Origin of the sequence: Mycolicibacterium rutilum, assembly GCF_900108565.1 — a bacterium.
Taxonomy (GTDB): Bacteria; Actinomycetota; Actinomycetes; order Mycobacteriales; family Mycobacteriaceae; genus Mycobacterium; species Mycobacterium rutilum.
This window is the reverse complement of sequence record NZ_LT629971.1, coordinates 1,032,724-1,054,371: the sequence shown is the minus strand read 5'-3', so window position 1 is coordinate 1,054,371 and position 21,648 is coordinate 1,032,724. Positions and strand designations below refer to the sequence as shown.

At 70.3% G+C, this 21,648-nt stretch carries 19 protein-coding genes and 1 pseudogene; 17 read left to right on the top strand and 3 right to left on the bottom strand.

Going from position 1 to position 21,648, the window contains the following annotated elements:
• Positions 1-2: 2 nt before the first annotated feature.
• From BLW81_RS05055 to BLW81_RS05045, 3 genes are all read left to right on the top strand, one after another.
• A complete protein-coding gene (locus BLW81_RS05055; RefSeq protein ID WP_083406265.1) occupies positions 3-1,097 on the top strand; it encodes an acyl-CoA dehydrogenase family protein in 1,095 nt (364 codons plus the stop codon).
• Between the two features lie 100 nt (positions 1,098-1,197).
• The gene (locus BLW81_RS05050) at positions 1,198-2,352 is read left to right on the top strand and encodes a metallophosphoesterase (protein ID WP_083406264.1); all 1,155 of its coding nucleotides are present in this window, start codon (positions 1,198-1,200) and stop codon (positions 2,350-2,352) included.
• A gap of 29 nt (positions 2,353-2,381) precedes the next feature.
• Complete coding sequence (locus BLW81_RS05045) at positions 2,382-4,205, top strand: fatty acyl-AMP ligase (RefSeq protein WP_083406263.1); 1,824 nt, start codon at positions 2,382-2,384, stop codon at positions 4,203-4,205.
• 1 nt (position 4,206) lies between these two features.
• Here BLW81_RS05045 and BLW81_RS05040 read toward each other — a convergent pair whose 3' ends face one another.
• A complete protein-coding gene (locus tag BLW81_RS05040) occupies positions 4,207-5,178 on the bottom strand; it encodes an aldo/keto reductase (protein WP_083406262.1) in 972 nt (323 codons plus the stop codon).
• A 219-nt stretch (positions 5,179-5,397) separates the two neighbouring features.
• Here BLW81_RS05040 and BLW81_RS05035 point away from each other — a divergent pair, with 219 nt between their 5' ends.
• From BLW81_RS05035 to BLW81_RS05010, 6 genes are all read left to right on the top strand, one after another.
• Entirely contained in the window at positions 5,398-6,513 is a 1,116-nt protein-coding gene (locus tag BLW81_RS05035; RefSeq protein WP_083406261.1) for an alpha/beta hydrolase, read from the top strand.
• A 177-nt stretch (positions 6,514-6,690) separates the two neighbouring features.
• Positions 6,691-7,761 (top strand): NAD-dependent epimerase/dehydratase family protein, encoded by a 1,071-nt coding sequence (locus tag BLW81_RS05030; RefSeq protein ID WP_083406260.1) that lies wholly within the window; start codon positions 6,691-6,693, stop codon positions 7,759-7,761.
• Entirely contained in the window at positions 7,762-8,811 is a 1,050-nt protein-coding gene (locus BLW81_RS05025; protein ID WP_235632179.1) for a flavin-containing monooxygenase, read from the top strand.
• 131 nt (positions 8,812-8,942) lie between these two features.
• Positions 8,943-10,046: a spore photoproduct lyase family protein gene (locus tag BLW81_RS05020; protein WP_083406259.1), complete on the top strand. Its 1,104-nt coding sequence runs from the start codon at positions 8,943-8,945 to the stop codon at positions 10,044-10,046.
• Between the two features lie 86 nt (positions 10,047-10,132).
• Positions 10,133-10,888 carry an SDR family oxidoreductase gene (locus BLW81_RS05015; RefSeq protein WP_083406258.1) on the top strand — a complete coding sequence of 252 codons (756 nt, stop codon included), beginning with the start codon at positions 10,133-10,135 and terminating at the stop codon, positions 10,886-10,888.
• A 104-nt stretch (positions 10,889-10,992) separates the two neighbouring features.
• Positions 10,993-13,791 (top strand): helix-turn-helix transcriptional regulator, encoded by a 2,799-nt coding sequence (locus tag BLW81_RS05010; protein ID WP_083406257.1) that lies wholly within the window; start codon positions 10,993-10,995, stop codon positions 13,789-13,791.
• A 6-nt stretch (positions 13,792-13,797) separates the two neighbouring features.
• On the opposite strand, the gene BLW81_RS05005 is transcribed toward BLW81_RS05010, so the two are convergent.
• Complete coding sequence (locus BLW81_RS05005) at positions 13,798-15,528, bottom strand: L-aspartate oxidase (RefSeq protein WP_083406256.1); 1,731 nt, start codon at positions 15,526-15,528, stop codon at positions 13,798-13,800.
• A 148-nt stretch (positions 15,529-15,676) separates the two neighbouring features.
• Between BLW81_RS05005 and BLW81_RS05000 the strand changes: the two genes are divergently transcribed.
• From BLW81_RS05000 to BLW81_RS04975, 6 genes are all read left to right on the top strand, one after another.
• Positions 15,677-16,342 carry a nitroreductase gene (locus BLW81_RS05000; RefSeq protein WP_083406255.1) on the top strand — a complete coding sequence of 222 codons (666 nt, stop codon included), beginning with the start codon at positions 15,677-15,679 and terminating at the stop codon, positions 16,340-16,342.
• A gap of 150 nt (positions 16,343-16,492) precedes the next feature.
• Complete coding sequence (locus tag BLW81_RS04995; RefSeq protein WP_083406254.1) at positions 16,493-17,254, top strand: SDR family oxidoreductase; 762 nt, start codon at positions 16,493-16,495, stop codon at positions 17,252-17,254.
• 28 nt (positions 17,255-17,282) lie between these two features.
• The gene (locus tag BLW81_RS04990) at positions 17,283-17,885 is read left to right on the top strand and encodes a sigma-70 family RNA polymerase sigma factor (protein WP_083406253.1); all 603 of its coding nucleotides are present in this window, start codon (positions 17,283-17,285) and stop codon (positions 17,883-17,885) included.
• Positions 17,886-17,899: 14 nt separating this feature from the next.
• Positions 17,900-18,622 carry an SDR family NAD(P)-dependent oxidoreductase gene (locus BLW81_RS04985; RefSeq protein WP_083406252.1) on the top strand — a complete coding sequence of 241 codons (723 nt, stop codon included), beginning with the start codon at positions 17,900-17,902 and terminating at the stop codon, positions 18,620-18,622.
• Positions 18,623-18,646: 24 nt separating this feature from the next.
• Positions 18,647-19,066: a cupin domain-containing protein gene (locus tag BLW81_RS04980; RefSeq protein ID WP_083406251.1), complete on the top strand. Its 420-nt coding sequence runs from the start codon at positions 18,647-18,649 to the stop codon at positions 19,064-19,066.
• 4 nt (positions 19,067-19,070) lie between these two features.
• A complete protein-coding gene (locus tag BLW81_RS04975) occupies positions 19,071-19,934 on the top strand; it encodes a hypothetical protein (protein ID WP_083406250.1) in 864 nt (287 codons plus the stop codon).
• Between the two features lie 3 nt (positions 19,935-19,937).
• Here the strand turns inward: BLW81_RS04975 and BLW81_RS04970 are convergent.
• Positions 19,938-20,602: pseudogene (locus BLW81_RS04970) on the bottom strand (nitroreductase family protein).
• A 65-nt stretch (positions 20,603-20,667) separates the two neighbouring features.
• On the opposite strand from BLW81_RS04970, the gene BLW81_RS29590 reads away from it, so the two are divergent.
• Positions 20,668-20,841 (top strand): DUF7218 family protein, encoded by a 174-nt coding sequence (locus BLW81_RS29590; protein ID WP_173839576.1) that lies wholly within the window; start codon positions 20,668-20,670, stop codon positions 20,839-20,841.
• A gap of 65 nt (positions 20,842-20,906) precedes the next feature.
• Positions 20,907-21,605: a DUF899 domain-containing protein gene (locus tag BLW81_RS04965; protein ID WP_083406249.1), complete on the top strand. Its 699-nt coding sequence runs from the start codon at positions 20,907-20,909 to the stop codon at positions 21,603-21,605.
• The last annotated feature ends 43 nt before the right edge of the window (positions 21,606-21,648 follow it).

The following is a 21,648-nucleotide window of genomic DNA, read 5'->3' as shown; positions in this document are numbered from 1 at the left end:
CCGTGGACTTCGACCTGACCGAAGAACAGCAGCTGCTGCGCGACGTCGCCCGCGACGTGTTCGTGGCGGGCGACATCACCGAGATGACCGAGGGTGAACCGGGCTGGCGCCGCGACGTGTGGGGTCAGCTGGCCGAAATCGGCATCCTGGGACTGGGTTTCGACCCCACCGAGGCGGGCCAGATCGAGATCATGGTGGTGCTCACCGAACTGGGCAGGCGGCTGGCGCCCGAACCGGTGGCGCAGGCCGCGCTGGTGCCGGGCGGGCTGATCGCCGAACTCGGCACCGACGAGCAGAAGGAGATCGCCGCCGCCGTCGCATCGGGTGCGACGTTGTCAGCCTTCGCGCACACCGAGCCCGGGATGCGTTCGCCGGCCGCACCGCTCCAGACGCGCGCCGAACGTGCCGGTGGCGGGTGGACTCTCAGCGGTCGCAAAGGGCCGGTGCTGGCGGGGGACTCGGCCGACGCGGTGGTGGTCACCGCCGCGCTGCCCGACGGTGGGGCAGGCCTGTTCCTGGTCGACGCCGCGGCCGTGTCCCGGCGGGCGTACCGCACGTTCGACGGCAGGCGCGGCGCGCAGATCGACCTCGACAACGCGACAGCCGAACCGCTCGGCGACGGCGGTGACGCCACCGAACAGATCGCCCGCGCGGTGATCCGGTACCAGTCGGCGCTGTGCGCGGAGGCGGTCGGCGCGATGGAGGAGGCGCTGCGGCTGACCACCGAATACCTCAGCAGCCGCAAGCAGTTCGGCGTTCCGCTGGCGACCTTTCAGACGCTGGCCCAACGCGCCGCCGACATGTACGTGTCGCTGGAGTTGGCGCGCAGCATGAACTTCTACGCGGCCATGTCGATCGCCGACGGCCGGTACGACCCGGTGATCGCCGCGCGGGCCAAACTGCAGATCGGGCGCTCCGGGCGGCACATCGCCCAGGAGGCGATCCAGATGCACGGCGGCATCGGCATGACCGCCGAGTATCCGGTCGGGCACTACGCCGCGCGGCTGACGGCGATCGACAACACGTTCGGCACCGCCGACGACCAGGTGCGCGTGCTGATCCCGCACATCGGCGACTACGGGACCGTCTCCCTGTAGCGCACGATTCCTTCGCGAGCGCTCACCCTTGTACAGTTTGCGGCCTGACTTCCGTACAAGAGTGAGCGCTCGGCGATGAGAAGCGCAGGAAGAGGCGCCCATGTTCATCGTCGTTCTCGGGTCGGTGCTGGCGGTCATGCACCTGTTCCTGTGGCTGCGGCTGGTCCGCGACACCACCCGCCCGGGTCGGGTGCGCTGGGCGCTGACCGGCTCACTGGTCGCGCTGGCGCTCGTGTTGGTCGCCGCGCTGATGCTGCCGCGGGTGATCGGGCTCGCCGACGCCGGATGGTTCGCGTGGCCGGGATACCTGTGGTTCGGGTTGGCCGCGTACCTGTTCCTGGTGCTGCTGGTGCTGGAGCCGCTGAGGTTCATCCTGCGCCGCCGCCTCGACCGGAAAAGCTCAAGCGCCACAACGGATGTGAGCCGCCGGCTGTTCCTCGCTCGCACGGGCGCCGCGGTCGCGGGCGTCACGTCGGTGGCGCTGGTCGGCGCGGGAACCCTGCGTGCGCTCGGACCGCCCGACGTGCTGCAGGTGCCGGTGCGGCTGCGCGGCCTGGACCCGGCGCTGCGCGGGTTCCGCATCGCGGTGGTCTCCGATATCCACCTCGGCCCGCTGGCCGGCCGCGCGCACACCGAGCGGCTGGTGACGATGATCAACGAGACCACCCCCGACCTCGTCGCGGTCGTCGGCGACGTGGTGGACGGGACCGTCGACGAACTCGGTTCGGCCGTATCCCCTTTGGCTGACTTGGTGTCGCGCGAGGGCGCATTCTTCGTCACGGGCAACCACGAGTACTTCGTCGACGACACCCTGTCGTGGCTGCGCGAGCTGGAGCGGCTCGGCGTGCAGCCGCTGCGCAACGAGAACACGCTCATCCGCCGGAACGGGGCGGTGCTCAACGTGGCGGGCGTCAACGATCTGGCCGGCGAACGGGTCGACGACGGTCCCGACTTCGACCGCGCGCTGGCGGCGCGGAGCCCGAACGCGCCGACCGTGCTGCTGGCGCACCAGCCGGTGCAGGTCGAGCAGGCCGCGGCGCGCGGAGTCGACCTGCAGCTGTCCGGACACACCCACGGCGGGCAGATGTGGCCGTTCCACTACGTGGTGCGTGCGGTGCAGCCGTCGCTCGCGGGTCTGTCCACCGTCGACGGCACGCAGCTCTATGTCACCCGCGGCGCCGGCTTCTGGGGCCCGCCCATGCGGATCGGGGCACCGCCGGACATCACCGTGCTCACGCTGGAGCGTGAGCCCTGACACGTGCCGGGCGTCCCTAAACTGCGGGCATGGTCACCCCCGCGCGATCGGTGCCCCACGACGGGTTGTTGCGGATCGAGGACTGCCTCGATGCCGACGGCCGGGTCGTCGTACCCGCGGGCGTGAACCTGATCTCGTTGATCGACCGCAACATCGCCAACGTCGGCGACGCGCCGGCCTACCGGTTTCTCGACTACAGCGGCGCCAACGACGGTGCGGTCACCGAGCTGACCTGGAGGCAACTCGGTGACCGGATGCGCGCCGTGGCGGCCCGGATCCAGCAGGTCGCCGAGCGGGGCGACCGGGTGGCGATTCTCGCGCCGCAGGGGCTCGACTACGTCACCGCGTTCTTCGCTGTCATCAAGGCAGGCACCATCGCGGTGCCGCTGTTCGCCCCCGAACTCCAGGGGCATGCCCAGCGCCTGGACATCGCGCTCCGCGACTCGCAGCCCTCGGTCGTGGTGACCACGGCGTCCGCCGCCGCGGGGGTGGCCGGATTTCTGGCCGACCTCCACGGTGTGCCCACGCCGCGCGTCGTGATCCTCGACGAGATCGCCGAGACCGACGAATTCGAACCCGTCGAGTTGTCACTGGACGACGTGTCGCACCTGCAGTACACCTCGGGCGCCACCCGGGCGCCCGCGGGCGTCGAGATCACCCACCGCGCCGTCGGGACGAACCTCATCCAGATGATCCTGGCCATCGACCTGCTCGACCGAAAAGTCCACGGCGTGAGCTGGTTACCGCTGTTCCACGACATGGGCCTGTCGATGATCGGGTTCCCCGCCGTCTACGGCGGGCACTCGACGCTGATGTCGCCGACGGCGTTCCTGCGCCGCCCGCACCGCTGGATCAAGGCGCTGTCCGACGGTGCCCGCGAGGGCCGCGTCGTGACCGCGGCACCGAACTTCGCCTACGAGTACGCCGCCCAGCGCGGGCTCCCCGGACCCGGCGAGCACGTCGACCTCAGCAAGGCGGTGCTGATCCTGGGCTCCGAACCGGTCAGCATCGACGCGATCACCGCGTTCAACGCGGCCTTCACCCGATATGGACTGCCGCCCAACGCTTTCCGGCCGTCTTACGGCATCGCGGAGGCGACGTTGTTCGTGTCGACCATCGCCCCGCACGCGCGGGCCGCCGCCGTGTACCTCGACCGCGACGCGCTGCGGGACGGGCGGGCCGTCGCGGTGCCCGCCGGCGCCGCCGACGCTGTGGCCCACGTGTCGTGCGGGCAGGTCGCGCGCAGCCAGTGGGCCGTCATCGTCGACCCCGACACCGGAACCGAGTTGCCCGACGGTCACATCGGCGAGATCTGGCTGCACGGCGACAACATCGGCCGCGGCTACTGGGGCAGGCCCGACGAGACGCGTCGCGTGTTCGCCGCCACGCTGACCTCACGACTGGGGTCCGGCAGCCACGCCGAAGGTGTTGCGGCGGATGCGTATTGGTTGCGCACCGACGACCTCGGCTGCTACCTCGACGGCGAACTCTATGTGACCGGCCGCCGCGCCGACATGATCGTCATCGCCGGATCCCAACACTATCCGCAGGACATCGAGGCCACCGCCGAGCATGCGTCGACGATGGTGCGGCCCGGCCACGTCACCGCGTTCAGTGTGCCTGGCGAAGGCGAACCGGGCCTGGTGATCGTGGCCGAACGCGCCAGCGGCACGGCGCGCACCGAACCGGCACCGCAGATCGCCGCGATTCACGCTGCTGTGCAAGCGCGCCACGGTCTTTCGGTGGCCGACGTCCGGTTCGTCGCGGCGGGAGCGATCCCGCGCACGACCAGTGGCAAGCTGGCCCGCGGCGCATGCCGAGCCGACTACCTCGACGGGAAACTGCGCCGCTGACTCAGCCGACGCCGAGGCGCTCGCGCACCGTATCGGTGAGGAAGCGGACCGTCGAGACCGGCCGGAACTGTCGCGCGGCCGAAGTCAGCGCCTCCTGCTGCTCGGGGTTGAGTTCGATATCGGCGGCGGCGACGTTGAACTCGAGTTGTTCGACGCTCGAGGCACCCGGGATCGCCACGACGTTCGGCAAGCCGATCAGCCATGCCAGCGCGACCTGCGCGGGTTTGGCGCCCACCTCGGCCGCGACGTCGCGCAGCGTCTGCAGCAGTGGTTCGGCGCGGCGCAGATTCTCCGTGCCGAACAGCGGGTTGGCCGCCCGCACGCCGCCGGGCCGATGGTCGGGCCCGTATTTGCCGCCGAGCAGCCCCTGAGCGAGCGGGCTGTAGGCGATCACGATGCGGTTCTCGCGCTCGGCGAACGGCACGAGGTCGGCCAGTGCCTGCGGGTGGGCCAGCGAGAAGTGCACCTGGTTGCTGATCACCGGGCGCCCGAGCGCCGCGTCGGCCTTGCGCCAGCGGTCCAGCGAATAGTTCGAGACGCCCGCCGCGCCGATGACGCCGGTGTCGAGCAGGTCACGCAGCCCGGGCATGATCACCGAGTCCGGCACCACCGGGTTGGCCTGGTGCACCTGGTAGAGCGGGATTCTCTGCAGGCCCAACCGCTGCGCGCTGGCCCTGGCGCGCTGCTTGACCACCGCCGGGAACGGGGCCACCGGGAAGACCTTGCTGGCCACGGCCACCTTCGCCCGCTGTTCGCCCAGCGCCTCACCGAGGATGCGTTCGCTCTTGCCGAACTCGTACACCTCGGCGGTGTCGAACAGTGTCACGCCCAGGGCCAGCGAACGCTGCACGATCTCGCGGGCCGGCCCGGACGCGTAGTCGTCGCCGTAACCCCATTCGCGGGAGCCGAACTGCCAGGTCCCGAGGCCGATCCGGCTGACCCGGCCCACCCCGTCGACGTCGATGTACTTCACCGGGCCCACAGTACGGAGAGATCGAGGGGTTTTGTCCCGGAGAGGCCGGGGTATGTGAGGCGGGCTGCAGACAGTCGGCGTCTACACCATCTCGAAAGGCGTAACGCATGCTCGAGTTCATCTGCCCCTCGTGCGGGCATTTCAGCTTGGAAGAGGCGAGCTGCCAGTCATGCAGCGTCGGCGACGCCAGCCACGACATCGCGATGGCCGGGTAACGGCATGTCCCTGCCGCGCTCCCTGCATCCGTTCGACCTGGTGATGGCGTCGACGAGGGTGTACTCGTCGCTGCCGGTCGTCGGCAGGCACCTCGAACCGTTCGCCGGTCTCACCGCGATGGCGATGTACGGCCACCACTACGCACCCGCCGCGGTGCGCGGGATGGTCACCCGTCGCATCGGTGGTCGGGAGGTGGCTGCCGCGCCCGTCGTCGTGACCGGGGAGCAGAGCACCGGCCGCCGCCGGGTGCCGCCGTACCTGAGCTTCCGCGCGCAGCGTCAACGTTGCCTGTACCGCAGTTCGGTCCGCTACGGCGACCACCCGGCGCAGCTGCTCGACGTGTGGCGCCTGCCCGACCTGCCGCCCGATGCGCCGGTGCTGCTGTTCGTGCCCGGCGGCGCGTGGGTGCAGGGCTCGCGCGTGTTGCAGGGCCACACCTTGCTGCACCATCTGGTCAAGCAGGGCTGGGTGTGCCTGACGATGGACTACCGGGTGTCACCGGTGAACCGCTGGCCCCGGCACATCGCCGACGTCAACGCGGCGATCGCGTGGGCGCGCGCCAACGTCGACAAGTTCGGCGGGGACCGCAACTTCGTCGCCGTCGCGGGCTGCTCGGCGGGCGGGCACCTCGCGGCGCTGGCCGGCCTGACGCCCGGCGACCCCGCGTTCCGCGGTGAGCTCACCGAGGACGCCGACACCTCGGTCGACGCGGTGGTCGGTATCTACGGCCGCTACGACTGGCAGGACCGCTCGACCCCGACGCGCAGGAACTTCCAGAGCTTCCTGGAGCGAGTCGTGGTCGGCCATCGGCAGTCCCGTCGGCCGGAGCTCTTCGAGGCCGCGTCACCGCTGGCACGGATCCATCAGGACGCGCCGCCGTTCTTCCTCATCCACGGCGAGCAGGACACCATCATCCCGGTCGGCGAAGCGCGCGCGTTCGGTGACGCACTCGCCGCGGTATCCCGAAACCCGGTGCAGTACAGCGAGATTCCGCGTGCCGGTCACGCCTTCGACCTGGTGGACAGCTCGCACGCGCGGCGCCTGGCCGTGGAGGTGGGCCGGTTCCTCGGGAGCGTCCGCGACCGGCAGCTGCAGGCCGACACGGCCGCCGCAGTCTGAGGTCACGTCCAGTACAGCAGGCGCGCGTGCGGCAGCGTCGCGGCCAGTTCGGCCTCGAACCACGACCGCAACTCGGCCACGGCACTGGTCATGGTCGCGTAGTGCAACGCGGTGACCGCGGCCGCGATTCCTGGCGCGAACCCGTGTCAACCCGGTGCGGCGCGGGAAACCTCAGGTATGCGCATCGTGATCACCGGCGCGTCCGGCAACGTCGGCACCGCCCTATTGGGCCGGTTGTCGGAATCCGGGCACGAGCTCGTCGGCGTCGTGCGCCGACCGCCCGACCCGGTCGGGGTGTACGCCCGGGTGCGCTGGCACGAACAGGATTTGGCCGCACCGAACGCCGGTGCGGCGCTGCGCCAGGTGTTCGACGGTGCCGATGCCGTCATCCACCTCGCCTGGGGGTTCCAGCCGACCCGCAACACCGAGTACCTGACCCGCGTCGGCGTGGGCGGCACCTCGGCGGTACTGACCGCCGCGCACGCCGCCAGTGTCGGGCACCTCGTGCACATGTCCTCGGTGGGCACGTATGCTCCCGGCCGGTACGGGGAGCGGGTCGACGAGTCGTGGCCCACCACCGGGGTGCGCACCTCGCCGTACAGCCGCGACAAGTCGGCCGCCGAGGAACTGCTCGACGAGTACGAGCAGCGGCACGGGTCCGACGGGGTGACGATCGCGCGGATGCGGCCCGGCTTCATCGTCCAGCGCGCCGCGGCCAGCGGGCTGATGCGCTACGCGTTGCCCGGATACGTCCCGATGCTCGTGGTGCCGCTGCTGCCGGTGCTGCCGCTGGACCGGCAGCTGTGCATCCCGCTGATCCACGCCTCCGATGTGGCCGACGCCATGGTCAGGGTGGTCGAGCGACGCGCGCAGGGCCCGTTCAACCTCGCCGGTGAGCCGCCCCTGGGCCGCGACGACGTCGCCGACGTGCTGGGCGCCAAGGCCGTTCACCTGCCCTCGGGTGTGCTCGGCCCGCTGGTCGACCTGAGCTGGCGGGCCCGGCTGCAGCCCATCGACCGGGGTTGGCTCGACATGGCGTTCAGCGTGCCGCTTTTGGACTGCGGACGGGCCGCCGCGGAACTGGACTGGCGGCCGCGGTGGTCGTCGGTCGACGCGCTGCGCGACGTCATCGCCGGGGTCGCCGAGCAGGCGCACACCGAGAGCCCGCCGCTGCGCAGGCGTTCGCTGCTCGAACAGCTCCAGCGCGACCTCACCAAGGGGCTGCTGACGACCAGGCACCTGCCCTAGATGACCGAGCGCGTCGTCATCATCGGCGCCGGGCCGTGCGGGCTGGCGATCGCCCGGCAGCTGCGGCACCAGCGGGGCATCGATGCGTTGGTGCTCGACCGGGCCGATGCGCCGGCGTCGTCGTGGCGCAACCGCTATGACGGATTCCGGCTCAACACCTGCGGGCTGTGGTCGCATCTGCCCGGCCAGCGCATCCCGCTGCGGTACGGCCGCTGGCCAGGACGCGACGACATGGTGGCCTACTTCGACGACTACGCGCGACGGCAACGGTTGCGGATCCGATTCGGCGCCAACGTCTCTCGGCTGTACCGCGGTGATGACGGGTGGTTGGTGGACACCGGCGCCGCAGCGCTCTCCGCGCACGCCGTCGTCGTCGCCACCGGCAACTATCACACCCCGACCCTGCCCGCCTGGCCCGGACGCGACGCGTTCACCGGCACCGTGCTGCACTCGCAGGACTACCGCAACCCGGCACCGTTCGCCGGCCGCGACGTGCTGGTCGTCGGCGCGGGCAACTCGGCGACCGACATCGCGGTGCAGCTCAGCGACACCGCGGCGGGCCCGGTCCGGATGGCGGTGCGGACCCCGCCGCACCTGGTGCCCCGGGCCGCCGCGGGGGTCCCGATCGACGCGTTCGGCGCGGCCTTCGACCGCCTGCCGGTGCCGGTGCTCGACCACGCGGCGGCGGCGTTCCAGCGTGTGTGGTTCGGGAACCTGACCCGGCTCGGCCTGCCCGCACCACGGAGCGGGATCTACACGGCCCTGCTGTCCGACGAGCAGATCCCCACACTGGGCGACCAGTTGGTGCCGCGTGTGAAGGCCGGTGCCATCGAGATCGTGGCGCCGGTCGCGTCCTTCGAGGGGGACCGGGTGACGCTGGCCGACGGCACCGTGCTGACCCCCGATGTGGTGATCGCGGCGACGGGCTACCGGCGTGGCCTCGAACCGCTGGTGGGCCACCTCGGGTCCTCGACGACGGTCGGCCGCGGATCAACGGGCCGTCCGGCGCGGCGCCCGGCCTGTGGTTCGCCGGCTACGAGGAGCCGCTGATCGGGCCGTTGCAAGCGTTTCGGTTGCAGGCCGCGCCGATGGCCGCAGCGATCGCGCGCTTCCTGACGTGTGACGAATCTCATTGCCCGCCAACAGGATCAAGATCAGGAACCGTCGAACGTTGAGCAGGTATGACCACGATGGCTGAGGACGCCCGCCGGGTGCCCGCCGAACTCGCCGACCGGCTGCTCGACGTCAAACGGATCTACCACGAACGCGACATCGACCGGTTCCCGCGGGCGCAGCAGGTGTTCGAGCGGTTCCCGTCCGCCGAGCGCATCGAGGTGCTGTCCCATCAAGCCATCCCGGGGCTGTACGGCAACGAAGGCAACGTCGAGGACTGGGTGCGCAACAAGCGCGAGGTGCTGGTGCTCGGCGAGAAGAAGAGCCTGTCCGCGCGGCGCAACGAGCGCTCCAGCGACTGGATCGCGCCGTCGACGGCCAACGGGTGCGCGATGGCCTGCTCGTACTGTTACGTCCCGCGACGCAAGGGCTACGCCAACCCGATCACGGTGTTCACCAACATCGAGAAGATCACCGGCTACCTGGAGCGGCACGCGGCGCGCCAAGGCGTCAAACCCGAGCCGAACCAGTGCGACCCCGTCGACTGGGTGTACGACATCGGCGAGAACAGCGACTGTTCGGTCGATGCGATGGTCTCCGACAACGTGCGCGACCTCGTCGAGCTGTTCGCCCGCCTGCCCAACGCCAAGGCCAGCTTTGCGACCAAACTGGTCAACCGCCGGCTGCTCGACTACGACCCCCGCGCCGGTACCCGGGTGCGGTTCAGCCTGATGCCCGCGCAGACATCGCGGGTCGTCGACGTCCGCACCTCGAAGATCGCCGAGCGGATCGCCGCCATCGACGATTTCGTCGAGGCGGGTTACGAGGTGCACCTGAACTTCAGCCCCGTCGTCGTGCACGAGAACTGGCTGGCCGACTGGGCCGAACTGCTCGAGCAGATCGCCGACGGCACCAACGAGCGCACCAAAGCACAGCTGGCCGCCGAGATCATTTTCCTGACCCACAACGAGGGGCTGCACGACGTCAACCTCGGCTGGCACCCCAAAGGCGAGGAGCTGCTGTGGCGCCCGGACCTGCAGCAACTCAAGCGCAGCCAGAGCGGGCAGTGGAACGTGCGTTACAAGAGCCCGTGGAAGGGCCGCTGGGTCGGCGAGCTCACCGACCTCATCGCCGCCAAGCTGCCGACCTGCCGGGTCCGTTACGCGTTCTAGCGCGTCGGCGCAGAGCCGGGATGAGTCCGGGTGACGCCATCCGTTCTGGCGGGCAGAAAGCTGTCACACCACACGGAAGGCTCATCATGAAGATCGTCGTCATCGGCGGGACCGGCCTGATCGGTTCGAAGCTCGTCCACAAACTGAGCGAACGCGGCCACGACGCGATCGCCGCGGCACCGTCGACCGGGGTCGACACGATCACCGGCGAGGGCCTGTCCGAGGTGCTCGCCGGCGCCGACGTCGTGGTGGACGTGTCGAACTCGCCGAACCTCGACGACTCGGCCAAGGAGTTCTTCCGAACGGCCACAACGAATCTGCTGGCCGCCGAGCAGGCCGCCGGGGTCGGCCACCACGTCGCGCTGTCGGTCGTCGGCACCGCGCAACTGGCGCCGCAGAGCGGTTACTTCCAGGCCAAGCTGGCCCAGGAACAGCTCATCGGCCAGGGTCCGGTCCCGTACACGATCGTGCATGCGACGCAGTTCTTCGAGTTCCTCAAGACGCTCGCCGACTCGGCCACCGACGGCGACACCGTGCGGATGCCACCGGCGTACTTCCAGCCCATGGCCGCGGCCGACGTCGCCGAGGGGCTGGCGATCGCCGCGGTCAACCCGCCGGTGAACGGGATCACCGAGATCGGCGGGTTGACCGCGGTACTGCTGCCCGACATGATCCGCACCGCTCTGGCCGCGCGCGGCGACGAGCGCACCGTGGTGTCGGATCCGAGCGCCCAGTACTGGGGCATCGACCTCGACGAGCGCACCTTGGTGCCCGGCGAGGGCGCCACATTGTTCGACACGCGGTTCGAGGACTGGATCCTGGAGAGCGCCGCCAAGGCGTGACGGGCCACACCCCATAACGGCGTAGACCCACCGCCGCGGCGGTCGCTACAGTCAAGATCGGCTCCGGAGCACGCGGGGTTCAATGCGAACACGCGGTGGTGGGTATGTCAGGCCAGGGTGCAGAACAACGCCTTCGGGGCCGAGCCCCCGAATGCCAGGTCCTGCACAGCCTGATCGCCGACGTCCGTTCCGGTGACGGCAGCCGGGTGCTGGTGCTGCGTGGCGAGGCCGGGGTCGGCAAGACCGCGCTGCTCGACGAGGTGCACGCGCAGGCCACCGGCTTCCGAGTGGTGGCCGTGTCGGGGGTGGAGTCCGACATGGAACTCGCCTTCGCCGGGCTGCAGCAGCTGTGCGCGCCGCTGATGAACCACCTCGAGGAACTTCCCGAGCCCCAGCGGGAAGCGCTCAACGTCGCCTTCGGCCGCGGCATCGGGGACACCCCAGACCGGTTCCTGGTCGGCCTGGCCGGGCTGAGCCTGCTGGCCGCCGCGGCCGACGAGCAGCCGCTGCTGTGCATCGTCGACGACGCACAGTGGCTCGATCAGGTCACCCAGCAGACGCTCGGGTTCATCGCGCGCCGGCTGCTGGCCGAACCCGTCGCGCTGGTGTTCGCGGTCCGCGAGCATCCCGAGGTACTCGCGGGTCTGCCCGAGCTGGCGGTCGAGGGCCTGTCGGACACCGACGCCCGCGAGTTGCTGGATTCGGTCATGGTCGGCGCCATCGACCCCCGGGTCCGCGACCGGATCGTCGCCGAGACCCGCGGCATCCCGCTGGCGATCCTCGAGGTGCCGCGCAGCGTGTCGGCCACCGAACTCGCCGGCGGGTTCTGGATCTCCGGGAAGCGGTCGTCGTCGGCCGCCGTCGAGCACGGCTTCGTCCGCCGCATCCAGGCCCTGCCCGCGCCCACCCGGCAGCTGCTGCTCCTGGCCGCCGCCGAACCGATCGGCGACGCCGCGTTGTTCATGCGCGCCGCAGCACATCTGGGTGTGCCCGTCGACGAGCTCACGCCCGCAGAGGACGACGGGCTCATCGAGTTCGGCCCCCGGATGCGCTTCCACCACCCGCTGATCCGGTCGGCGGCGTACCGCGCCGCCGAACTCGGCGACCGCCGGGCGGCGCACCGGGCGCTGGCCGACGCCACCGACCCGCAGGCCGATCCCGACCGGCGGGCCTGGCACGCCGCCAACGCCGCGGTCGGTCCCGACGATTCGGTCGCCGACGAACTCGAGCGCTCGGCCGCGCGCGCCCAGACACGCGGCGGGATCGCGGCGGCCGCAACGTTTCTGGAGCGCGCGACGGCGCTGACGGCCGACCCGGCGCGGCGGGTGTCCCGGGCGCTGGCCGCCGCGCAGGCCAAACGCGACGTCGCCGCTTCCGACGCCGCACACGAGCTGCTGGCCGTCGCCGAACTCGGCCGACCGTCGGACTTCCAGCGGGCCGTGATCACCCGGCTGCGCGCCCAGATGAGCTTCGTGCGCAGCCGCGCCGGGGAACCGGGCGCCCCGCAACTGGCCGACACCGCAACGCCGTTGCTCGATGCGGCGCGCCAACTCGACGGGGTCGACGACTACTCGTCGCGAGAGAGCTTTCTCGAGGCCATCGCCGCGCTGATGTACGCCGGGCGGCTCGCCGAACCCGATGCGCTCACCCTGGCCGCCGACGCCGCGCGCGCCGCGCTGCGCGACGTGACCGAACTGCCCCGCCCCGTCGACTACCTGCTGCGGGGCATCGCCGAACGCATCGCGGGCGGGGTGCACGAGGGCGCCGCCGGCATGCGGACCGCGCTGCAGGCGATGTGCGATCAGGCCGAGACCGACGAGAGTGCGGTCGGGCGCTGGCTCAAGGTGCCCGGATTCCCGATCATGCAGGAGACGTGCGCCCACGAACTGTGGGACGAGGTGAGCCTTTTCAAGCTGTCGAGCGCCGCGGTGCGCCACGCCCGCGCCGCCGGCGCCCTGGCCGGCCTGCCCCGCGCGCTCGTCTACCGGGCGGGTGTGCATCTGGTTTCCGGTGAGTTCGCCAGTGCTGCACAGCTTCTCGAGGAGGCCGATTCGATCACGGCCGCCACCGGACACCTGTCGCCGGTGCGGTACCACGCGCTACTGCTGGCCGCGTGGCGGGGTGACGCGGCCGAAGCCGGCCGCCTGCTCGACGGGGCGGCGGCCGACGGTGTCGCCAGAGGGGAGGGGCGGCTGCTGGGGCTGACCGGTTACGCCGCCGCCATCCTCTACAACGGGCTCGGGCGCTACCAGGAGGCGTTCACCGCCGCCAGCACCGCATGCGAGTACGAGGACTTCGGAATCTACGGCTGGTGCGCATTCGAACTCGTCGAGGCCGCCACGCGCACGGGCGACGGCGAGACGGCCGCGCACGCCCTCGACATGCTCGCCGAACGCGCCGGGGCCAGCGGAACCGATTGGGGGCTGGGCGCATTGGCCAACGCGCGCGCGATGATGGCCGACGACGACGCGGCCGAGGCGCTGTTCACCGAGGCGATCGAGCGGCTCGGCCGCACCCGCATCGTCGTGCATCTGGCGCGGACGCGGCTGCTGTACGGCGAATGGCTGCGGCGGGTCAACCGGCGCACCGACGCGCGCAGCCAGCTCACCGAAGCCAACGAGATGTTCACCCGGATCGGGGCGCAGGCGTTCGCCGAACGCGCACGGCGCGAACTGGTCGCCACCGGCGAGAAGGTGCGCAAGCAGCAGGCCGGCACCAACAGTGACCTGACCGCGCAGGAGGCGCAGATCGCCCGGCTGGCCGCGGACGGCTTGACGAATCAGGAGATCGGCGCCCAGCTGTTCATCAGCACCCACACCGTCGAGTGGCACCTGCGCAAGGTGTTCGTCAAACTCGGGATCACCTCGCGCAGACAGCTGCGCACCGTCTCCTGGGCCAGTTGAGGCGGTTCACTCGACCAGCTTGCCGTGGCTGGACACCTCACGCATCAACCCGGCGATGTCGGGGGGAATGTTTGCGATCGGTTCGCGCTCGATGCGGCCCGGGCCCGACCACACCAGGTTCACCGCGAGCCGGTCGTCGGTGCGCGGGTGGTCGGAACGGTTGTGGCAGCCGCGTGTTTCGCGACGTTCCAGCGCGGCTTCCAGCGTCGCGCGCGCCGCGACCAGACTGGACTTGAGATCGAATGCGTGCGCCAGGTCGTGGAATCCGGCGATGTCCGGGTGCACGCCCAGACCGGCGACCCGCTGCTCGATCTCGGTGACCTCGCGCAGCCCCGCGAGCAGGCCGGCCTCGTCGCGCACGACGCCCGCGTGCTCGGTCATCGCGTTGCGCAGGGAGCGTTGCAGATAGCGGACGTTCTCCGGGCCGTTGATCGACAGCACCTCGTCGATCTCGTCGCGCGCGGCGGAAACGGCTGCCCGACAGCGCATCTGCGCACCCAGTCCGATCGAGTACGCGGCGGCCGCCCGGCCGGTGATGCGACCGTACACCAGCAGTTCGATCAGCGAGTTGCCGCCGAGCCGGTTGGCGCCGTGCAACCCGCTGGAGGCCTCGCCGATCGCGTAGAGGCCTTCGACGTCGGTGCGGTGGTCCTCGGGCCGCACCCACACCCCGCCCATCGAATAGTGTGCGGTCGGCGCGATTTCGATCGGATCGGCGGTGATGTCCTTGAGCTGCAGATCCATCAGGGTCTGATAGACGCGCGGCAGCCGGCTCATGATCTGTTCGCGCGGCAGGTGTGAGACGTCGAGCCACACCCCGCCGCGCGCGGTGCCGCGACCCTCCTTGATCTCGGTGTAGGCGGCGAGCGCGACCCGGTCGCGGGTGGACAGCTCCATCCGCTCGGGGTCGTAGCGCTTCATGAAGCGCTCGCCGAGATCGTTGCGCAGGATGCCGCCTTCGCCGCGGGCGGCCTCCGAGACCAGCGTGCCCGCCGAGTCCTCGGGCTCGATCAGGCCGGACGGATGGAACTGCACGAGTTCCGGGTCGCGGATGCGCCCGCCCGCCTCCACCGCCAACCGGAACGAGTCGCCGGTGTTCTCGTCGCGGCGCGAGGAGGTCCGGCGCCAGATCCGGGTGTGCCCGCCGGTCGCCAGGATCACCGCGTCGGCGTGGATGGTGCAGCGGGTGCCGTCGGTCAAATCGAAGCCGTAGGCGCCGAAGATGACGTTGTCGCGCACCAGCAGCTTCGTCACGTACACCGAGTCGAGGATCGGGATGTACAGTCGGGCAACCTGTTTGACCAGGGTGCGCTGCAGCTCCAGCCCCGTGTAGTCACCGGCGAACGCGGTGCGGCGGAACGTGTGGGCGCCGAAGAACCGCTGCGAGATCCGCCCGTCCTGCTCGCGGGCGAAGGCCATGCCGTAGCGCTCGAGGTCGCGGATCGACTCCGCGGCGCCCTCGGTGACGATCTGAACCGTCACCGGGTCGGCGAGCAGGTAGCTCTCGGTGAGGGTGTCGGCGGCGTGCTGCTGCCAGGAGTCCTCGGCGTCCATGGTGCCCAGCGCCGCGTTGATGCCGCCGGCCGCCAGCGTGGTGTGGGCGTCGCTGCGAGGCCGCTTGCCGACGAGCAGCACAGCGACGCCGCGCTCGGCGAGTTCGATCGCGGCGCGCAGGCCCGATCCACCGGTGCCGATGACGAGGACGGACGTCGCGATCTGCTGTTCGGGGCTGCTCATGCTGACCAGAACGGATGGGCGCCGACGCGATCATCCCGGAATTCGTGATCTCCCGACACCACGAACTTTCAAGGGTTCGCACCACGGCGCCGGTCGCGAGGCTGGAAGCAACAGCCGATACGGCTGCGAACACGAAAGGCAGGCGACGATGGACGTTTACGACGCGGTGACAAGCAGGCGCGCGGTGCGCGGCTTCACCGACGAACCCGTCCCGATGGACGCGCTCGAGCGGGTGCTGGCCGGGGCGGCCTGGGCGCCGTCGGGCTCCAACCTGCAGCCGTGGCGGATCTATGTGGTCACCGGTGCGCCGCTGGAGCGGCTCAAGAAGCTGGCGACCGAACGCGTCGCCGCCGGCGACCCGTGGGACGAACGCGAGTACGAGATGTACCCGCGTGAGCTGAAATCGCCCTACGCCGAACGCCGCTCCGCGTTCGGCAAGGAGCGCTACAGCGCGCTGGGCATCGAGCGCGAGGACTGGGAGGCCCGGCAGCGCGCGGCCATCGCGAACTGGGAGTGCTTCGGCGCGCCCGCCGTCCTGTTCTGCTATATCGACCGGGCGCTCGGCAGGCCGCAGTGGTCCGACGTCGGCATGTACCTGCAGACCGTGATGCTGCTGCTGCGCGCCGAGGGCCTGCACAGCTGCCCGCAGATGGCCTGGTCGCAGGTCCGCAAGACGGTCGACGAGACCGTGCAACCGCCCGACGATCTGATGCTGTTCTGCGGTCTGTCGATCGGCTACGAGGACCCCGACGTCAGCTATGTGCGTACCGGCCGCGCGCCGGTCGAGGAGACGGTGACGTTCATCGACGCATGACCCGGGGACCACGGGGCGGGGACCGCACTACGGACTACGCACCAGGGACCACGGACTAGGGGTTTTCAAGGGTCCGCTTTTCCTGCCCGCCCACAAATGTAGGTGGTGGCAGCCCGGACGGGCTCTCACCAGCGGCAACGGAGGAACGTCATGAAGGTAGTCGTCATCGGTGGAACCGGGCTCATCGGCAGCAAGGTCGTCACCACGCTCAGCGAGCACGGACACGAGGCGATCGCCGCCTCCCCGGAAACGGGCGTCAACACCCTCTCCGGTGCGGGTCTGGCCGAGGTGCTCACCGGCGCACAGGTCGTCGTCGACGTCTCGAACTCACCGTCGTTCGAGGACGGCCCCGCGTGGGATTTCTTCACCACCGGAACCGGCAACCTGCTCACCGCCGCCGAAGAGGCCGGGGTGGCGCACCTCGTCGCGCTGTCGGTCGTCGGCACCGACCGGCTCGTCGCCAGCGGATACTTCCGCGCCAAGGCCGCCCAGGAACGGCTGATCAGGGAGGCGGCGGTCCCGTTCTCGATCGTGCGCGCCACGCAGTTCTACGAATTCGTCGGCCGCATCGCCGATTCGGCCACCGACGGCGACACCGTGCGGGTGACCTCGGCGCTGGCGCAACCGATGGCCGCCGATGACGTCGCCGCCGCCGTCGCGCGCGCCGCGGTCGGCAGGCCGGCCAACGCGATCCGCGAGGTGGCCGGGCCGGACCGCTACCCGCTCGACGACCTGGTTCGCACCCGGCTGCGCGCGCAGGCCGACCCCCGGCAGGTCGTCACCGACCGCGACGCCGCCTATTTCGGTGTCTTGCTCGACGAGCACACCCTGATCCCCGCCACCACCGCCGACACCTACGACACCTCGTTCACCGACTGGCTCATCGACCACGCGCCGGCGCCTACCCGCTGAGTCGCAACGACATTGAGGAGATTTGATCATGACCATCACAACCCTTCCGACCAGAAGTCCGGACCGTGAACTGGCCGCCCGGTTCACCCGCGAGGCAGAACCGCTGTTCGACGTGCTGGCCCGGGGAGCGCGCCGGCTGACCCGCAACGACGCCGACGCCGAGGACCTACTCCAGGACGCCCTGCTGCACGCCTACGCCGGTTTCCACTCGTTCCAGGAGGGCAGCAACCTCAAGGCGTGGCTGTTCCGCATCCTCTACAACCGCTGGGTCAGCGGGCACCGCGCCAAACAGCGTCGGGTCACCGAGGTTTCGGCCGACGCGCTGACCGAGCGCGATCTGGTCGGTGACGCCGCCCGGACGCCGGGCGGGATGCGCTCGGCCGAGGCCGAGGTGCTCGACATCCTGCCCGACGACGACGTCAAGGCCGCACTGGCCGCGATGCCCGACGGCTTCCGCGAGGTGCTGTTCTACGCCGACATCGAGGGCTACACCTACGCCGAGACCGCGGTCATCCTCGACATCCCGATCGGCACCGTGATGTCCCGGGTGTCGCGCGGCCGCAAGCGGTTACGCATCGCCCTGGCCCACCTCGCACATTCGTGCACCGACTCCCAACCAGCAATCGCATAACGAAGGACACAGGAATGGAATTGGCATACAAGAACGCACTGATCACCGGCGGTACGGCCGGCATCGGGTTGGCCTGCGCCCGGTTGTTCGCGCGGGAGGGCGCCGCGGTCGTCATCACCGGCCGCGACGCCGAGCGCGGCAAGCAGGCCGCCGCGAGCATCGACGGCAGTGTCCGCTTCGTTCAGGCGGACCTGTCGGATATGGACTCGGTGCGGGCGCTGCTCGACGCGGCCGGTGAGGTCGACATCCTGGTCAACAACGCCGCCAGCTTCCCGGCCGCGCTGACCGTCGAGCAGGGCGTCGGCGCGTTCGAGCGCACCTTCGACACCAACGTGCGCGGGCTGTACTTCCTGACTGCGGGTCTGGTGCCGGCAATGCTGGCGCGCGGCCACGGCTCGATCATCAACGTCACGACGATGGTTGCCGGCAAGGGTGTGCCGGGCGCGGGCGTGTACAGCGCGTCCAAGGCCGCGGTCGAATCGCTCACCCGCACCTGGGCCGCCGAGTTCGGCGCAGCCGGCATCCGCGTCAACAGTGTGGCGCCCGGACCCACCAAAACCGAAGGCGTGGAGGCGGAGTGGGGCGAGACCAACGAAGAGCTCGGCCGCTCGCTGCCCCTCGGGCGCACCGCACGGCCCCAGGAGATCGCCGAGGCGGTGCTGTTCCTGGCGTCGCCGCGGGCCAGCTTCATCACCGGATCCGTGCTGCACGCCGACGGCGGCGGCGCCGCGGTCTGAGTCGTTCGGGAAAGGAGATCGACAATGACGAAAAGCTATGACCCGTCATGGGAGAACGCGTTCAGCGTCCTGCAGGAGGTGCAGCCGCCGTTCATTCCCGCAGGCGCGCACGCGATGACCGTCGTCATCGACTATCCGCCCGGCAGCGCAGGCGCACCGCCGCACCGCCATCCGGGTGGTCCCGCGTTCGGTTATGTGCTGGAAGGCGAGATGCTGTTCGAGCTCGAGGGCCAGCCGCCGCGCGTCGTGCGCGCCGGCGAGGCGTTCTGGGAACCGGGCGGTGACGTCATCCACTACTCGGACGGCAACAACCGCGACGACATGTGGTGCCGGTTCACGGTGACGATGCTCTGCGAGCCAGGCCGGCCGATGCTGGTCCTGGTCGACGACGACGAACTCGAGGCGCGCAAGCACCTCCGGATTCCGGCTACCGAACAGGAGTGATCTGATGTCAAAGATATTGCTGCAAACCACCATTGAGGCCAACCCCGACGACTGGGACGTGTCCCGGTTCTCGATGCTGGCCGACGAGCTGCGCGCCGCCGGGCACGATGTCGTCGCCCGCAACCGGGTCGCCGGTCACGACCCGGTGCTCAGCCGCGTCGACGAGCTGGGTTTCGACCAGCTGTGGCTGATGGCCGTCGACGTCGGAGACGGGCTGACGGCCGCGGACGCCGCCGCGATCGCGCGATTCCGCTGCGCGGGCGGCGGTGTGCTCACCGCACGGGACCACCAAGACCTCGGGTGCTGCCTGAACCTGCTCGGCTCACTCGGTGCGGTCAACGAGTTCCACGATGTCACAGTCGATCCCGCCACCATGTGCGACGACCTCGACACCCCGACCATCTCGTGGCCGAACTACCACTCCGGCGCCAACGGCGACTACCAGCCGGTGCTGGCCCCGGACCGGGTGCACGACCTGTTGCGCACCGACCGCACCGCCAGTGGACGGATCGAGTGGTTCCCCGCCCATCCGCACGAAGGCCTGGTGTCGGCGGACGACGTGCCCGACGCCGGCGTGCTGGCCCAGGGGCGCAGTGCCACCACCGGCAGGGTGTTCAACCTCGCGGTGCTGCTCGACGGTGAACGCGGACCGGCCGGACAGCCGATGGGCCGCGCGGTGGCCGAGTCCACCTTCCACCACTTCGCCGACTACAACTGGGACATCGATTGCGGCGCACCGTCATTCGTGACGGAGCCGCCGGGCTCGCAGATCAAGGACGACCCGGCTCGGCTCGAGGTGTTCAAGGGCTACGTCCGCAACGTCGCCGCGTGGCTGCACCCGGCTGCCCGGTTGCCGATCGCGGTCTGAGCGTCAGCGCTTGCGGGCGCCTGCACCGTAGATGATGTCGCTGCGCCCGGCGTCCCAGTGGTTGCGGAACACCACATCGGCGATCGGGCGTCGGCGCACCGGGCCGTGCCTGCCGCGGGGCCAGCCGACGACGACGTGCCCGGCCAGCGCCCACTCGTCGGGCACACCGACGGCGTCGCGGATCAACTTCTCCCCGTCGTAGGACGCCCAGCTGGTGAAGCACGCACCGAGGCCCTGCGCGCGGGCGGCCAGATAGAAGTTCTGCATGGCCGGAAAGATCGACCCGCCCTGCAGGAACTCCGAGGAGAACTCGTTGCGGAACGCGGCGAACAGCACCGAGGTGAGGTCACCGGCGCGGTCGTGCAATTCGTAGGTGGCGCGGTTGTTGCGTGCGGCCCGGCTGTCGTCGGCGGCAGCGGGGGGCGCATGCCGTAGATGGACTCGATGGTTCGCAGCGCCAGCTGCGCCGCCTGTGCCACCACCGCCCGCAGCTCCGGTGAGTCCAGCACGACGAAGCGCCACAGCTGCGCGTTGGCCCCGTTCGGCGCCCACGTGGCGGCCTCCAGGCAACGGTCCAGCGTGGCCGCATCGACCGGTTCGTCGGTGAACCGGCGGATGGCCCGCGCCGTGGCCAGCGTCTCCCACACGTCGTCGGTCGGCTGCCGCATGCGGACCAGGATGTCATGCGGTTTGTCGTGTGCAGACCCGCACGTTCGCGGGTATCCGATCAGGCATGACCAAGGATCATGGATCGAGCGTCAAGAACGACAAGCAATACGAGGGCTTGCGCGACAAGGGCATGAGCAAGTCGCGCGCGGCGGCCATCGCGAACTCGCCGGGCTCGTCGAGCCGGGGCGGCAAGAACTCCGGCGGCGGCAAGAAATCCGGCGGCAAAAAGAGCAGTTAGCGATGAGTTCGGCGGGCTGAGCGGGTCTACTCCTGGGAGCGCATCCCACCGCAGGAGGAACCCCGATGTCCGTCACCACCGAACCCACCGCACTGCCGCCGATCGTCGACCAGCAGGCCTGGCGCGCGGCGCTCGACGAACTGCGCGTGCGGGAGAAGGCCGCCACGCGTGAACTGGACGCGATCGCCGCCCAGCGCCGGCGCCTGCCCATGGTCCGGCTACCCGACTACACGCTGATCGGCGAGCAGGGCCCGGTGCGGCTGGCCGACGTGTTCGACGGCCGCAAGCAGCTCATCACCTACCACCACATGTGGACCGACGGCGCCGACTGGCAGTGCGGCGGTTGCACCGGCTTCACCTCGCAGTTCACCCGGCTGGAGTTCCTGGACAACTACGACGCGCGGTTCGTGATCGTGACCAACGGTCCGATCGAGGAGGCCCTGGCCTATCGCACCAAGGTCGGCAACAAGATGGACTGGTACTCGTCGTCGCAGAGTTCGTTCGGCGCCGACGTCGACGCCGCGCCCGGTGAGGGATTCGCGGTCAACGTGTTCCTGCGGGACGGTGACGTCGTCTACCGGACCTGGCACACCAACGGCCGTGGCACCGAACAACTCAGCCACTCGTTCGCGCTGATCGACCTGCTGCCCTTCGGTCGTCAGGAGGAATGGCAGGACTCGCCCGACGGCTGGCCGCAGGGGCCGACGTACGCGGGCTGGCTGGACTCACCCGACATCGCGCGGGCCTACGGGCCGCCAGCCTGATTCGGCCCTCCCGGTCGTCGGTCCGAGCCGGTGGCATGCTGGC

Bases quoted from the DNA above. Each gene is read 5' to 3' on its own strand.
- BLW81_RS29590 (WP_173839576.1), top strand. From the start codon at position 20,668: ATGACCAAGGATCATGGATCGAGCGTCAAGAACGACAAGCAATACGAG.
- BLW81_RS05025 (WP_235632179.1), top strand. From the start codon at position 7,762: ATGACCGAGCGCGTCGTCATCATCGGCGCCGGGCCGTGCGGGCTGGCG.
- BLW81_RS05030 (WP_083406260.1), top strand. From the start codon at position 6,691: ATGCGCATCGTGATCACCGGCGCGTCCGGCAACGTCGGCACCGCCCTA.
- BLW81_RS05005 (WP_083406256.1), bottom strand. From the start codon at position 15,528: ATGAGCAGCCCCGAACAGCAGATCGCGACGTCCGTCCTCGTCATCGGC.
- BLW81_RS04995 (WP_083406254.1), top strand. From the start codon at position 16,493: ATGAAGGTAGTCGTCATCGGTGGAACCGGGCTCATCGGCAGCAAGGTC.
- BLW81_RS05035 (WP_083406261.1), top strand. From the start codon at position 5,398: ATGTCCCTGCCGCGCTCCCTGCATCCGTTCGACCTGGTGATGGCGTCG.
- BLW81_RS05010 (WP_083406257.1), top strand. From the start codon at position 10,993: ATGTCAGGCCAGGGTGCAGAACAACGCCTTCGGGGCCGAGCCCCCGAA.
- BLW81_RS04980 (WP_083406251.1), top strand. From the start codon at position 18,647: ATGACGAAAAGCTATGACCCGTCATGGGAGAACGCGTTCAGCGTCCTG.
- BLW81_RS04990 (WP_083406253.1), top strand. From the start codon at position 17,283: ATGACCATCACAACCCTTCCGACCAGAAGTCCGGACCGTGAACTGGCC.
- BLW81_RS05020 (WP_083406259.1), top strand. From the start codon at position 8,943: ATGACCACGATGGCTGAGGACGCCCGCCGGGTGCCCGCCGAACTCGCC.
- BLW81_RS05045 (WP_083406263.1), top strand. From the start codon at position 2,382: ATGGTCACCCCCGCGCGATCGGTGCCCCACGACGGGTTGTTGCGGATC.
- BLW81_RS04985 (WP_083406252.1), top strand. From the start codon at position 17,900: ATGGAATTGGCATACAAGAACGCACTGATCACCGGCGGTACGGCCGGC.
- BLW81_RS05050 (WP_083406264.1), top strand. From the start codon at position 1,198: ATGTTCATCGTCGTTCTCGGGTCGGTGCTGGCGGTCATGCACCTGTTC.
- BLW81_RS04965 (WP_083406249.1), top strand. From the start codon at position 20,907: ATGTCCGTCACCACCGAACCCACCGCACTGCCGCCGATCGTCGACCAG.
- BLW81_RS04975 (WP_083406250.1), top strand. From the start codon at position 19,071: ATGTCAAAGATATTGCTGCAAACCACCATTGAGGCCAACCCCGACGAC.
- BLW81_RS05000 (WP_083406255.1), top strand. From the start codon at position 15,677: ATGGACGTTTACGACGCGGTGACAAGCAGGCGCGCGGTGCGCGGCTTC.
- BLW81_RS05015 (WP_083406258.1), top strand. From the start codon at position 10,133: ATGAAGATCGTCGTCATCGGCGGGACCGGCCTGATCGGTTCGAAGCTC.